General features: G+C 57.8%; 13 protein-coding genes and 1 tRNA gene. 10 read left to right on the top strand and 4 right to left on the bottom strand.

Annotated features, from left to right (window positions below; translation table 11 throughout):
• A partial coding sequence (locus AC11W3_RS07845) for a hypothetical protein (protein WP_484092761.1) occupies positions 1–229 on the top strand: 229 nt, incomplete at its 5' end.
• Between the two features lie 149 nt (positions 230–378).
• Entirely contained in the window at positions 379–1,944 is a 1,566-nt protein-coding gene (locus AC11W3_RS07840; protein ID WP_484092760.1) for a PAS domain-containing protein, read from the top strand.
• 148 nt (positions 1,945–2,092) lie between these two features.
• Here AC11W3_RS07840 and AC11W3_RS07835 read toward each other — a convergent pair whose 3' ends face one another.
• The gene (locus AC11W3_RS07835) at positions 2,093–2,449 is read right to left on the bottom strand and encodes a hypothetical protein (RefSeq protein ID WP_484090191.1); all 357 of its coding nucleotides are present in this window, start codon (positions 2,447–2,449) and stop codon (positions 2,093–2,095) included.
• A 189-nt stretch (positions 2,450–2,638) separates the two neighbouring features.
• Here AC11W3_RS07835 and AC11W3_RS07830 point away from each other — a divergent pair, with 189 nt between their 5' ends.
• The 5 genes from AC11W3_RS07830 (at position 2,639) to AC11W3_RS07810 (ending at position 6,923) form a co-directional block, all read left to right on the top strand.
• Positions 2,639–3,094, top strand: coding sequence for an SRPBCC domain-containing protein (locus tag AC11W3_RS07830; RefSeq protein ID WP_484090192.1), 456 nt, complete (start codon positions 2,639–2,641; stop codon positions 3,092–3,094).
• A gap of 100 nt (positions 3,095–3,194) precedes the next feature.
• The gene (locus tag AC11W3_RS07825) at positions 3,195–4,037 is read left to right on the top strand and encodes a metal-dependent hydrolase (protein WP_484090193.1); all 843 of its coding nucleotides are present in this window, start codon (positions 3,195–3,197) and stop codon (positions 4,035–4,037) included.
• 464 nt (positions 4,038–4,501) lie between these two features.
• Positions 4,502–5,515, top strand: a complete 1,014-nt coding sequence (locus AC11W3_RS07820; RefSeq protein ID WP_484090194.1) for a methyl-accepting chemotaxis protein — start codon at positions 4,502–4,504, stop codon at positions 5,513–5,515.
• 299 nt (positions 5,516–5,814) lie between these two features.
• Positions 5,815–6,318, top strand: coding sequence for a thiol peroxidase (gene tpx, locus AC11W3_RS07815; RefSeq protein ID WP_484090195.1), 504 nt, complete (start codon positions 5,815–5,817; stop codon positions 6,316–6,318).
• A gap of 92 nt (positions 6,319–6,410) precedes the next feature.
• The gene (locus AC11W3_RS07810) at positions 6,411–6,923 is read left to right on the top strand and encodes a cupin domain-containing protein (protein WP_484090196.1); all 513 of its coding nucleotides are present in this window, start codon (positions 6,411–6,413) and stop codon (positions 6,921–6,923) included.
• Positions 6,924–7,135: 212 nt separating this feature from the next.
• On the opposite strand, the gene AC11W3_RS07805 is transcribed toward AC11W3_RS07810, so the two are convergent.
• The 3 genes from AC11W3_RS07805 to AC11W3_RS07795 form a co-directional block, all read right to left on the bottom strand.
• Positions 7,136–8,092, bottom strand: coding sequence for a Tim44 domain-containing protein (locus tag AC11W3_RS07805; RefSeq protein WP_484090197.1), 957 nt, complete (start codon positions 8,090–8,092; stop codon positions 7,136–7,138).
• A gap of 54 nt (positions 8,093–8,146) precedes the next feature.
• Positions 8,147–8,365: a ribbon-helix-helix protein, CopG family gene (locus tag AC11W3_RS07800; protein WP_484090198.1), complete on the bottom strand. Its 219-nt coding sequence runs from the start codon at positions 8,363–8,365 to the stop codon at positions 8,147–8,149.
• 648 nt (positions 8,366–9,013) lie between these two features.
• Positions 9,014–10,279: a hypothetical protein gene (locus AC11W3_RS07795; protein ID WP_484090199.1), complete on the bottom strand. Its 1,266-nt coding sequence runs from the start codon at positions 10,277–10,279 to the stop codon at positions 9,014–9,016.
• A gap of 555 nt (positions 10,280–10,834) precedes the next feature.
• On the opposite strand from AC11W3_RS07795, the gene AC11W3_RS07790 reads away from it, so the two are divergent.
• From AC11W3_RS07790 to AC11W3_RS07780, 3 genes are all read left to right on the top strand, one after another.
• A complete protein-coding gene (locus tag AC11W3_RS07790; protein WP_484090200.1) occupies positions 10,835–12,334 on the top strand; it encodes a B12-binding domain-containing radical SAM protein in 1,500 nt (499 codons plus the stop codon).
• A gap of 257 nt (positions 12,335–12,591) precedes the next feature.
• Entirely contained in the window at positions 12,592–12,969 is a 378-nt protein-coding gene (locus AC11W3_RS07785; protein ID WP_484090201.1) for a response regulator, read from the top strand.
• A 318-nt stretch (positions 12,970–13,287) separates the two neighbouring features.
• Positions 13,288–13,362, top strand: a tRNA-Gly gene (locus AC11W3_RS07780).
• Positions 13,363–13,646 lie beyond the last annotated feature (284 nt).

The raw sequence follows: 13,646 nt of genomic DNA, 5'->3' as shown, positions 1-13,646 counted from the left end.
GAGCCATGGCACTAAGAAATCAATCATGTCGAAGGGGAAGGCGATGTTCGAGACACAGTACAATGAGGAAATGGAGGCTGAGGTTAAACGACTGGAGGCCAGGAAACGCGCTGCCGATGCCGGCCATCCCGAATGGGACAATGCATGTGAGCTTTGCGGCCGAGAACTCGTAGGCACAACCGCTGAACATTGTAACAGTTGCACAGATGCTGCCTGTAGTTCGCGCTGACGGGAACGCGACTCTCTTCTCCCTGATGAATACTGGTCCTCTCCCCATCGCCTCCCATCTGGATGGCGTATGAATTTCGGAATTCCGAAGTCTCTTCAGTGTCAGAAACTTTTATGGGGGCATGGGTCTAGCAGAATAAGGGTAACGTAATGGATTACCTCCTTCTTATAGTCATGACGATCTCTGCAGTATTCCAGTTCGTAGCCGCGTTCATGGCTATACGTTTGATCCGCTGCAGTGGTGCGCTCGTCGCCTGGATCCTTCTGTCAGGCGGTTTTCTCCTTCAGGGAATACGACGTGCCGTTGCCCTTTTTGACTGTTGGAGCGGACGCTTGCCGGGCGACATGACGGTGGAGATTCTGGGGCTGCTGATATCTCTGCTTATGGTTTTCGGTATCTCCATGATCGGGACGCTCTTCACCAGGATCAAAGAGTCACAACAGGAACTGATTGAAAAGCAGGACGAATTAAAAAAAGTCCACCAGGAGCTGATCGAGAGTGAGACACGGTACCGCACCGTTGCGGACTTCGCCTATGACTGGGAGTACTGGTTAGCCCCTGACATGAGCTTCAGGTACCTCTCCCCCTCCTGCAAGCAGTTGTGTGGCTATTCCCCGGATGAATTTTATCGTGACCCGCAACTTCTTTTGAAGATCATTCACCCTGACGATTTGGCTCGCTACCAAAACCACGTGCATAATCTTCCGGAAAACGGCCAACCCCAACCGATTGATTTCCGTATCACCACCCGTGACGGTCAGGAGCGCTGGATCTCACACGTCTGCCGGCCGGTATTTGATACAGACGGATCCCCTCTCGGTTTTCGGGTCAGCAATCGCGATATCACCGATCGAAAGCACATGGAGCAGGTGCTGCATGAACATTCCATCGTCCTTGAGGCTGAAGTGGCTGAACGTAAGCGGGCCCAAGAGGCGTTGGCAGATAAACAACGTCAGCTCGAAGGGCTTAACCAGAGCCTTGAGCAACGAATCATCGATGCTGTGGCAGAACTGCGCAACAAGGACCAGTTCATGATCATTCAGAGCCGCCATGCCGCTATGGGGGAGATGATCGACTACATTGCCCACCAGTGGAGAAACCCGCTCAATGACCTGGGGCTGGTGATCCAAGGGGTGCGCCATGAATTCGCCTCTGGGCTGATGACACCTGAACAGATGGCGCTATACATGGAAAAGGGGATGAAATTGATCAATTTCATGTCCCAGACCATAGACGATTTCAGATATTTTTTCCGACCGGACAAGGACAAAATATCATTCAGCGTCAGGGAGAGTGTCGCCAGGGCCATCTCCCTCGTTGAGGCCAGCCTGAGGAAGAACAATATCAGCATGGTCGTCGAGCCTGGTGAAGATTTGCAGGTCGAGGGGTATCCTAACGAATACGCCCAGGCATTGCTGAATCTCCTTGCCAATGCCAGGGACGCCCTGTTGGAGCGGGCTGTGGCTGAACCGGTGATCCGCTTGAAATGTTTTCGGGAAGAAGGTCGTGTCGTGGTGACGATCAGCGATAATGCCGGCGGCATCAGCGAGGATGTTATTGATCGCATATTCGACGCCTACTTCACAACCAGGGAAGAGAGCAAGGGAACCGGTATCGGCTTGTTCATGGCGAAAACAATCATCGAGAGGAATATGGGTGGACGTCTGTCCGTACGCAATGTCGAAAACGGTGCCGAATTCAGGATCGAGGTCTAAGGTGAATCCCTTGCAGCAGCCGGAAGCGCAGTCGCTGGGCGACGAGTATAAGGTATCAAAGCGGGCGGTGATGTCAGGAGGGGCGGGGGGGGGAGCGATGTCTTTAGGGGCACCACCACCCCTCGCTCCTCATAGCTATAGATAGGTTTTAGTGCATCCTGCGCAGCCGACGTCCGCACATGACGTCCAGTGCGGTGACGCCCGCCACAGCCGCAAGTGCGGCTGCTATCCGGCCTCTTTTCCCCTTGTTCCTGATCATCGTGCTACTGAGGGTGGCGAGGTCCATGACGTCGCCGGCGACTCTGGCCCAGATCCACGGAGTCCGTTTCTGCCCGGCCAGGATGCCGACCCCGGTTGCCAACTCCCTCATCCCGAACATACGCACCAGTTCAGGCCGCTTCTCCAGCCGAACCGCTTTCGAAAGCATCCGTCTAGCCGCCAATTCCGCGAAGCCGAGGGCGATGCTGAGCCATCCCAACCCCCGCGCCGTTCTGCGAGTAAACATACCGATACCCCCTTTGAAACTCTTTCGCTCCCTGCCTGCATTATACTCCCTTGATCCTCTGCTCCGGGAGGCTTTACTCGAGGCCGATCACACGCACCCACCTTGACATCTCAGTAAAAATAAGGCATCTCTCATCATTATCTGTTCGTCCCGAGCCCCGGGTCAATCCACCGCTGCAGGGAGAGTGACATGAGCGAGCTACGTACCGAAATAGCGCTGCAGGCGCCCTCTGGACGCATCTGGGAACTGTTAAGCGACCTGACCCTTTACCCGGAGTGGAACCCGCTCTTCGTGCGGGCGCAGGGGAGGGTGATGACCGGGGAGCGGCTGGAACTAACCGTACAGCTGCCGGCCATTCCACCGTTCACCATCAAGCCGAGGCTCCTCTGCGCGGACCCGCAGGCACGGCTATGCTGGCGGCACTCGCTGAGCTTTCCCCTGGTCATGTCGTGGACGTACGGGATCGAGCTGGAGGAGCTTGCTCCCGGCCGGATGAAGCTCGTTCAGAAGTCCGCCTTCGGCGGTGTCCTTGGTCCCCTCTTCACCTTCGCCCTCGGCGCCTCGATCGAAGGGGGTATGGGCGAGCTGAACCGGGCTTTCACTCGCTGGGGCGAGAAGGGGAATGTCCACTGTCTCAGGTGCTGAGGGTCGCTGTGACCGGGTTCCCCCTTGAAAAAAGGGGGGGCGGGCGATTCACCTTGTCTGAATTGCGGTTGTGTCATTATTCGATCAAAGGAGGGAAGCGATGAAGAAGGTTCATGTGATGTTATGCCTGTTGATCCTTGTGCTGCTGGTGCCGGTGGCGGCATCGGCGGCCGGCAAGACCGAGGTTACCTGGTACGGCCAGTCCGCCTTCAAGGTCACCACCCCGTCGGGGAAGGTGTTGCTGATCGACCCGTGGATCGACAACCCCGCCAACAGGTCCGGAAAGGACGACCTGGCGAAGCTCGACAAGGCGGATCTGATCCTGATCAGCCACGGTCATAGCGACCATGTCGGCAATGCCGTAGAGATTGCCAAAAAGACGAAGGCGAAGCTCGTGGCCCCCTACAGCCTCGGCATGGCCATGGTGCGTTATGCAGGTTTTCCCAAGGAGCTTGTCTCGTATGACACTCTAGGGAACTACGGGGGGGAACTGGAACTCCTCGACGGCGAAGTCAAGATCGCCTTCATTCCCGCACTCCACGATTCCGACCTGACGGCCCCCGTTTCGGTGGGGCAGTCGGCCACCCAGGCGGCAGCGGGCAACCCGGCCGGCTTCCTGATCAGCATCAAGAACGGTCCCGCCATCTACCATACCGGGGACACCGACCTCTTCTCGGACATGGCGCTGATCAGGAATTTCCGTCGCGTGGACCTGATGCTGGCCTGCATCGGCGGCCATTTCACCATGGGCCCGCAGAGGGCGGCTGATGCCGTGCGCCTGGTAGATCCCAGGATGGTGGTGCCGATGCACTACGGGACCTTCCCCATGTTGACCGGGACTCCCGAGGAGTTCGCCAAGGAACTCGGTCGGGTCGGCATGGCGGCCAGAATGAAAAAACTGGCGGTTCGGGAGACCCTGGTCTGGGACAGGGGGGCGCCCTGATTTCGGCCGCTCCTTGAACGACCAAAGTTTGTACTCAAATGTCAGGTAATAACGGCAGGGGTGGCCACGATGGCCACCCCTTTTATTGTTTTTGATCAGCCTGATACTGTTACCACTTCCCCCGGGACAGGCTGACGGTCTACACAAAGAGTATGGGAGTGATGCTGGATCGTTAACTCATACCAATAAGATAATTTCCTGTAAACAGTATCGGGCCATCATAAATCTTCTAAAGTGAAAAACCGTTTTGACGATAAGTCCTCGTGAAGTAGATCAGAACTCCTATTCGAGGTGATGGAATGAGTTTTTTCTTAGGCTTGTACCAGGTTTTGAAAATAAGAACACGCATCCTCCTCCTTTGTCTATGTTACAGCACTTGCATAATCGCAGCAGTTATTGTCGGGCGATCGTTTTCAGCGTCCCTGGCAATGGTCTCCACCTCGATTTTCGTACTTCTGGGGATGATGTTCAGCTGGCTGCTCTACTACACGGTCAATGATGCCCTGAACCGTATCCTCGGCTACCTGGCGAAGATGACGGAGGGAGATCTGACCCAGACGATAGCGCCGAAAAGAAATAACGAAATCAGCACCATCATCCGCTCCATCAGTCATCTCCAGTCCACCATCCGCGACATCCTTGGCCAGATAAACCAAGCCTCGGAGCACGTCGCCTCTGCCTCACAGCAAATCAAATCCACCGCCGAGCAGATCGCCGCCGGAACCGATGATGCCGCTAACCAGACCAACGCTGTTGCGGTCGCCAGTGAGGAGATGGCTGCCACCTCCAACGAGATATCCTGTAACTGCTCCAGCGCGGCGGCAAGTTCCAGCCAGGCAACCGAAACGGCGCAGTCCGGGGCCAAGGTCGTCCGGCAGACCATAGACGGGATGGGACTGATAGCCAACCGGGTCCAGGAAGCGGCCCGGACGGTCGAGGGACTCGGCGCCCGTTCGGACCAGATCGGAGAGATCATCGGGACCATCGAGGATATCGCCGACCAGACCAATCTCCTTGCCCTAAACGCCGCCATCGAAGCGGCCCGGGCCGGGGAGCAGGGGAGAGGGTTCGCCGTGGTCGCCGACGAGGTCCGGGCCCTGGCCGAGCGCACGACCCGCGCTACCCGGGAAATCGGGGAGATGATCAAGGCGATCCAAACCGAAACCAGGGGGGCGGTCACGGCGATAGAGGGGAGCGTGGCTGAGGTCGATAAAGGAACCAGGTGTTCCGTCGAGTCCGGCGAGGCCCTGGACGGGATCATCCAGAAGATCAGCGAGGTGGCGATGCAGATTAACCAGATCGTGACCGCAGCCGAGCAGCAGACGGCCACCACCGGGGAGATCTCGATGAATATCCAGCAGGTCACCTCTGTCATCCAGCGCAGCGCCCGTGAAACGACAGAATCTGTGAGGGCTGCAGCTACACTTTCCGGACAATCCGAGCAGCTTCAGCGACTGGTTGGACAGTTCAAGCTTTAATCAGCTACTGAAGAAGTAGGGGCCGAAGGTCCGGGGGGAGTCACGTCCCCCTGCGGCCATCTGTCCAGAACAGTGGCTAAACATGCTCCAACAGACTCAGCACGCACGTCATCCGCCATCACACATGTTCATTACCAACGGCCGTTCATCCTGAGCCAGTCAAAGGGGTCGCTGGTACAGTCTAAAACTGTCTGTAGTCGTGTTCTTTCCTGCAGCCTCCTCCCCTCAAACTGCGTCTTTGCTTGCATTTCCCGCCGGATAGCTTATTCTTTCCCGAAACTTGTTTTCCAGGAGGGTCTATGCCTAAGATCACGTTCAAGGGGAATGCTGTCACGCTGATGGGACCTGAGCTCAAGGTGGGGGATGCCGCCCCGGACTTCACCGTGGTCGACAACTCCCTCGCCCCGGTCAGCCTCTCCACCTACGCCGGCAAGGTCAAGATCATCAGCGCCGTCCCCTCGCTCGATACCCCGGTCTGCGACACCGAGACCCGCCGATTCAACCAGGAGGCGGCGAACCTCTCGGGCGAGGTGGTGGTCCTCACCGTCAGCGTCGACCTTCCCTTTGCCCAGAAGAGATGGTGCGGGGCGGCCGGAATCGACAAGGTGATCACGCTCTCCGACTATCGCGACCGCTCCTTCGGGCTCGCCTTCGGTGTGCTCATGAACGAGCTGAAACTCCTATCCCGCTCCATCTTCGTTCTGGACCGTGAGAACGTCATCCGCTACATCCAGCACGTGCCGGAAGTGACCCAGGAACCTGAGTACTCCGCCGTGCTCGAGGCGGCACGTCAACTGCTCTAGCGGCAACTGGTGGCACAGCCCGGTGATTGACTCTTCCCCTGACGAATCTATAGTTAGAACTTGTCAAGATTCCAATTCAGGGGAGGAGATCGATGAAACAGAAATGGTCGGCACTACCGCTTCTTGTCCTTGTCTCGCTGGTGTGGGTATCTCCGGGCTCCGCGGCCCAGGTGAAGAAATCGACGGCCGCCGCGAAGTCGACCATCGCCGCCAAAAAGATCGTGCTGACGCCAGATGACCTGCAGTGGAAGGATGGCCCTCCGCAGATACCGAACTCGAAGATGGCGGTGCTCGATGGAAACCCCAAAAAGGCCGGCTTCTTCGTCACGCGGCTGAAGATTCCTGCCGGGGCCAAGATCTCCCCGCACATACATCAGGAGACCGAGAGGGTCACGGTGATTTCCGGCAAGATCTATCTCGCCATGGGGTACAAGCAGCAAAACCCCGCGGTCCTTCCGGCCGGGAGCTATTTCTCCCTTCCTCCCCGGACGGTCCATAACGCCTGGGTGGAGGAGGAGACGGTACTGCAGATCTCCACCACCGGCCCTTGGGGCATGAAGGCCATGGGACCGGGCGACAAAGAGGGTGCTGAAGGGAGCGAATAGCGCTCACCGCGGCAGGTCTCTCCATCATCAAGGAAGGCGGCGCCACCCTCGCGTGGCGCCGCCTTCTTTTTCAGACTACGGTTTGCCGGTTTACCCCCTAAAGGACGCCACGCTTCGCCGTCATCCCGGGGTGCCTCTATCGGGGATACATCTCTGGATTCCCGCTCCCACCCGCGGGAATGACGGAGGGGGGCGAATTGCTGACGCGCAGACTATTTCTGCTCTATTGCCGATAACCGCCAGTTGTTGCTCCCGACCGGCCTCGTGAAGGTCCAGAATTCCTCGAACTTCACAGGTTCCGTCTTGCTGCCGGCTACCACCGCTCCGGTTGAGTCGTCGGTCGTGTAGTCGAGGAGATTGGCATAGATGAGTGTGGTGATGTAATCCTGCCCCGACTCCTGCCATGCCTCCGATATCTCCACGCTCCTCACGGCGATGTTCTCCAGCCTGTTGACCTGCCTCATCCGCAGCAACCGGTCCATCTCCACCCCGAATTCCCTCTTCATCTCATCGGTCAGCAGTCCCGATATCGGTGCCAAGTCGCGGTTCATCCATCCCCCCTGGATCTTGAAGAAGGTGTCCATCACGGAGTCCTTGAAGCGCCTTTCGTCAAAGGAGGGGTCCATCTGCCTGATGTGAGATACTCCCTCCTCCATGGCCGGATATTCAGGGTGGTTGACGACGAAGACCTCGGAAGCCGAGCTGGACCTTATGTCCCGACACTCTTCTGTTCTGGCCAGGACGGGCGCGGTTTCCCTGCGGTTTTTGACGAAGCGGTAAATGAGGTAACCGAGACCGGCAAGGAGGAGGATCTCGAAGATGCCGACCCCGCCACCCATGCCACCCATCCCGCCCGCGCCGGCAAAGCCCAGGCTTCGGAAGAGCATCCCTCCCAGCATCCCGCCTACGATGCCGCCGGCCATGCTTCTCAGGAACCCGCCGCTTGCCGCCTGCTGGAACGGGGTACGGGGAGGCGGTGAAGCCTGCTGCCGGGACGGGGCCGGCTGGGAGTAGGGGGGCGCTTGTCTGGAGTAGCTGCGCGTGCCGCGGCTGCCGACGGAGCGGCTTCCACCGGCTCTCGCATGGGAAGTCTCTTCCAGCACGGTCATGCTGAGGAGCATTACAGCTGCGGCCATGGCGAGAAATTTACCTGAATTCGCTTTCTTCATTTCGTTGCCTCCTGGTGTTGATGGTTGATAGTTCATGTTGCTGGCCTGAAAAGATTACCGGCAGAGCCTCTGCCTCCTGGAGAGCCAGAACTCCAGTGCCTCGCGTACCAGTTCCGATACACTCCTCGAATCTGTTTTGGTGATTTTATCAAGAACCCGTTTCTCCTTGTCCGTCACTCTTAGCGACACGACGTTCTTCAGCACGTTCTTCGGCTTTCTCTTCTGTGACTTACGCTTTGGTTGTTCCTGGTACTGATCCAAGGTGCATTCCATGATCTTCTCCTTTTCCTTCTGCGGCTGTGTGGCTGATGAGGTCAGGGTAATGACGCTGTGTCATCTACGGATGAAAGGATAGCCATCGCCTTGCGAGGTGAGCGGTCGTCCCGGTCGGGGGGCGGCCGCCCGTGCAAAGGTAGGCGACGCTGCGAGGCGGCCAGGAGCCGCGAGGAGACTGTTTCGGACATGCAGAAGATCGGTTGATGACTACTGTTGGTATGACAGTCGTTTGTGGGGCGGAATCCGGGGCCGGGAGCGCGCTGCCTGTGGCGACAGAGAGGTCGCTGCTGCGGATCCCGTAAAACTGGAAAGGTGATGAGAAGTGCTGGTTCTTCAAAGATTTACCTCCGGCTGTGGATTCGCCGGGGTAAAAAAAAGACCTTTACCCTCGGCGCATTGAATCGCTTCAGGTAAAGGTCTTGCTTTTGGTGTTTATTTCGTATCCCAGGGCCCGGGTGTTTCCACCGTGTTGACGAGCCGTGGGTCGGCCATTTCTCCGGCCGATAGCTACTCCCCTTTACATGGCAGGAATATATCCATTGTCCCGCCTCATGTCAAGAGTGCTTTCTCAAATTTATCTGCCGGTTCAGGTCCTGACCCCAAACGACGATGGAATCGGGATGGTGGACCGCTCCCGTGGCGGTGCTACCAGTAGATGAAGGTCCCCAGCGCGCCCATGTTGGCGTCCTGGGTGGCGCCGTTATGCCACTTGTCCTGCGCCCAGGTGTATTCGCCGATGACCTGGACGAATTTGTTGATGTTGTAGGTCAGCGCGACCACGGCTGCCTGCTGTTTCTGGATGTTGAGGTCGGTGTCATCGCCCGCGAGTTCGGCCCTGCTCTGGCCGTAGTTCACGCCCAGCTTCAGTTTCGGGGTCAGCTTGTAGGTTGCCTGGGTGAGATAGCCCCAGTTGATCCTTTCCTCTCCGTTTGCCGACAGGGCATCGGCCCCCTGCATCCCGAGCATCCCCAGGGCCTGGCCGCCGTAGCAGGAGCCAAGGACTTCCAGTCCGCCGAGGCCGACCTGCACGCCGCCTGCTCCGCCGAGCGAAGTGGCGTGACCGCCGGGTTTCACCGCGGCGACGGTATGGGCCGCAGTGGTGGAGCCGTCGGCGTTCAGGGTTGCGGGAACGGTGACGGTCGGTGCGGAGGAGAAACTCGCCTGCTGGTACAGACCGGAGACCCAGGCCTGCATCTTCCCGCCGGTGAAGGTCGTGGCGTAGGAGATCTCCGTCTCCAGCCGCGGCACGTTCCGTATGGTTGCGGCGCCGATGTCGTTGGTGTCGTTCACGCTGAAGGCGACCTTGACCCCTTTGAGATCGGGGGTGGTGTAGCGGAGCTGTGCGCCGAAGTTGGGGTAGAGGTAGCCGTAGCCGATGTGGCCCATGGTCGGTCCGTTGTTCACCGGTCCGACGACGCCGACCCCGAAGAGGGTCATGTCGGACAGGATGTTCTTTGCCTGGTAGAGGTTGATGGCCCGGCCGGCGAGGACCTGGCCGAAGCTGCCGTCTGCCGTCGCGTTGATCTCGCGGAAGTCGATGTTGGGGGAGATGTCGGTACGGCCGCCGCCGTTGTTCTGGATCTGCGGGTACATGCCGAGGCGGACCGCGTAGTCCACGCCGTTGGTGGTGGGGGCCAGGATGTTGACTCCGATGCCGACCGGCAGGAGGCCGGTCCGGACCCTGAACTGCTGCTGCCTCTCTCCCGTGCCGGTCTGGTCCCCGCCCAGCGAGCCTCCTACGACCCCTGCGGGACGCTGTGCCACGGTCTCGTAGGTGCCGAAGACGTTCACGAAGCCGTCGGTGGAGACCTTCCAGCCGTTGAAGCCGCCGACGTCGAATCCGTGTGCTGAAGGTGCCGCGGTCACTGTCAGCAGCAAGGCTGCTGCCGCCATAATCTGCTTTTGTTGCATGTTCCCCCCTGATTGTTGGTGTTCCGTTCCAAAGACAGAAAAAAGCCTGCCCCCTGTACCAGGGAAACAGGCCTCTGGCTCTACTTATCCCTTCTCTAGTGCATACGATGTAATAGAATGGTTTTTTACATAGCAATGCTCGTACCCTTGGCAGTGGTGAATGCCGTTCAGTGTCGGTGCGGGATGAGACTATGCAGAATCAGGGACTATTTCAGATGGAACCGCGGTGTGAGAGAAGATGGCGATCCATGTTCTGTTCTTTAGTGGAACATGTCATGCGGTCCGTTCTGGAACAGGTGTAATCATTTGGGGCACGGCGACGTCCTGCCGCTCGCGTCGCAAAGGCAGCCGCCGTCTGGCCAAGGCTGGGCGCGTGGGGGAGGGTAAAGAAGAGGGGGAGGATGAATTCGATCTTTTTGACCGGAGCCACTTTTACACAAGATTTACTTAAAGTCGGCTAATTTTAAATATAATCTAACTTTGTTTTCCCGGACGCCGCACCGCGGTTAAGAGCCGGCAATGCGACGTCCTTACTTCGGGTCAGTGGAGAATGTCATGAACATTCTTATGGTCTATCCAAGTTACCCCGATACCTTCTGGGGCTTCAGACATGCCTTGAAATTCATAGCCAGGAAGGCGAGCTTCCCGCCGCTGGGCCTTCTTACCGTTGCCGCCATGCTCCCCGAGGCGTGGGAGAAAAGGCTGGTGGATCTGAACGTCCGTCCGCTCTCGGACCCGGATCTTGAGTGGGCGGACTTCGTCTTCATCAGCGCCATGACCATTCAAAAGGATTCCGCCCGGCAGGTGATCGACCGCTGCCTCAAGCTGGGCGTCAAGACCGTCGCCGGCGGGCCTCTCTTTACCTCCTGCCACCATGATTACCCCGAAGTCGACCACCTGGTGCTCGGGGAGGCCGAGCTGACAGTGGCGGGCCTTGTGGCGGACCTGGAGCGGGGCTGCGGGCAACGCATCTACCGCAGTGACGGCTGGGCGGATCTTCGCCAGACCCCCGTGCCGCTGTGGGATCTCGCGGAGCTGAAAAAATATGCCGCGATGAACCTGCAGTATTCGCGCGGCTGCCCCTTCGATTGCGAGTTCTGCGATATCACGGCACTTTTCGGCCGCAAACCCCGGACCAAGGATCTGCCCCAGTTTCTGGCCGAGTTGGACAGCCTCTATGTCCGCGGTTGGCGGGGTGCCGTCTTCATAGTCGACGATAATTTCATCGGCGACCGCGTGAAGCTGAAAAACGTGGTTCTCCCCGCGCTGATCGAGTGGATGGAGCAGAGGAGGCATCCTTTCTACTTCTACACCGAGGCCTCCATCGATCTGTCTGACGATCCGCGCCTGATGGAGCTTATGTGCCAGGCCGGTTTCGAGGAAGTCTTCATCGGCATCGAGACCCCGCATGAGGGGGGGCTGGAGGAAACGGGGAAGGTGCAGAACAGGAACCGCGACCTGGTGGCGTGCGTGAAGACCATCCAGCGGGCGGGCCTGCAGGTGCACGGCGGCTTCATCGTCGGCTTCGACAGCGATCCCCCCGGCATCTTCGACAACCAGATCCGCTTTATCCAGGAGAGCGGCATCGTCACCGCCATGGTCGGCGTTCTGTCGGCGCTAAGGGGGACCAAGCTTCATCAGCGCCTGGGGCGGGAGGGGAGGCTTCTGGGGGATACCTCCGGGGACAATCTCGCCGTCGACCTCAATTTCGTGCCGCGGATGAGGCTTGAACAACTTGTCAGCGGCTACCGGAGGATACTGTCTACCGTCTACTCTCCCAACAACTACTACGAGAGGGTGATGAGCCTGCTGAAGGAGTATCGCCCCTTGAACAAGACGGGATTCCGTATGCAGCGGGGGTATCTGGGCGCACTTTTCAAATCGATGATCGTTCTCGGCGTGCTGGGGAAAGAGCGGCTCCCCTACTGGAAGCTCTTTTTCTGGGCCCTGCTCAGGAAACCGCGGCTTTTCCCCCTGGCCATAACCTATGCCATCTACGGATTCCACTTCCGGAAGGTATCAGAGAGGATCGTGCAGAGCCAACACGCAGCTTGATTCTCTCTTTGTTTCCACATGACCAGGCACAGCGGAAATATTTCATGTCGGAGTCTGGAACATCCTTTCAGATTGGGGTAATGCTGTCGGCGCCTCGCCAGCCCGGTCACATCAGTGCCAGATCCAATAAGCAAAAAGCCGAAACCAGAGACTATCTCGCTCAGCGTCAAACAGCGTCACCACTCCTTTTGACTTTTTCCTGATAAAAGTATAAAAGAGGGGGAGGGAACTAATGGCGTGCTGAAGTGGAGGCTGTGATGGCGCTGAGCGATATAAAGGTCCTCATCGTAGATGACGAAATCTTTTTCCGGAAAGTACTTCGTGACATGCTGACCAAGATAGGCTTTACCGTTGTCGCCGAGGCCGCAGACGGCACCGAAGCTATCGAGCAATTCCGGACCCACAACCCGCACGTCACCATCATGGACATCTACATGGTCGACATGAACGGGATCGAAGCGACCAAGCAGATGCTGGCCATCAACAAGAACGCCAAGGTCATCATAGCCAGTGCTTCCGATGCCGATTACGACACCCAGGCCGCCCTCGATGCCGGCGCCAAGCTGATCCTCCCGAAACCCTTCGCCCCCAAGGAAGTCTACGAAAGCATCCGAAAAGCCCTGACGGGGAAGTAGCATTCCCCAGCATCAAGGAACGTGATTAGTACCAATCTTCCGCCTGCCTCCAAAGCTGTCATTCCCGAAGCGATTCTGATCAGGAACCCAGCTTCTAAACGACGTGAAATCTGGATCCCCGATAAGGGCATTCGGGGATGACAATCTCACGATGTCGTCCCGCTTGCGTCCCCCCTTGAAAAAGGGGACGGGGGATTTGATTCGAGCTGAGCATGTGAGCAGATGTGGCGGTTGAAGATGAGACGATTTTAGTGCAAAAGCGAGAGTCTTTTGCTTGACTGCAGGAGCCGCATTTGCTATAAACAGGATCTCCATTGAGCGGGAATAACTCAGTGGTAGAGTGCAACCTTGCCAAGGTTGAAGTCGCGGGTTCGAACCCCGTTTCCCGCTCCAATAAATCATCAAAAGGGTCCAAGCCGACAAAGCTTGGACCCTTTTTTTATTGCCATCATCTTACCCTCACCTTACCATCACCATGCTCCCCTACCGCCCCTGGCCACTTCGGCGCGCCGAATTTCGCAGTAAGTTGCTGATTTCCCTCGTCCCCCCCCCAAGATCCCTCACATAGCTAATGGTTGACACAATGCCTCTTCAGGGTGTAAAAATTGGACACTTTTGCAATGATATTGGAGTATTAGAGATGATGGCGGTGTGTCTGAAGGAACTGGGGCTATGAC

Source organism: Geomonas sp., assembly GCF_056994735.1.
The sequence above is the reverse complement of the archived record's forward strand: the minus strand, read 5'-3'. Positions and strand labels throughout refer to the sequence as shown.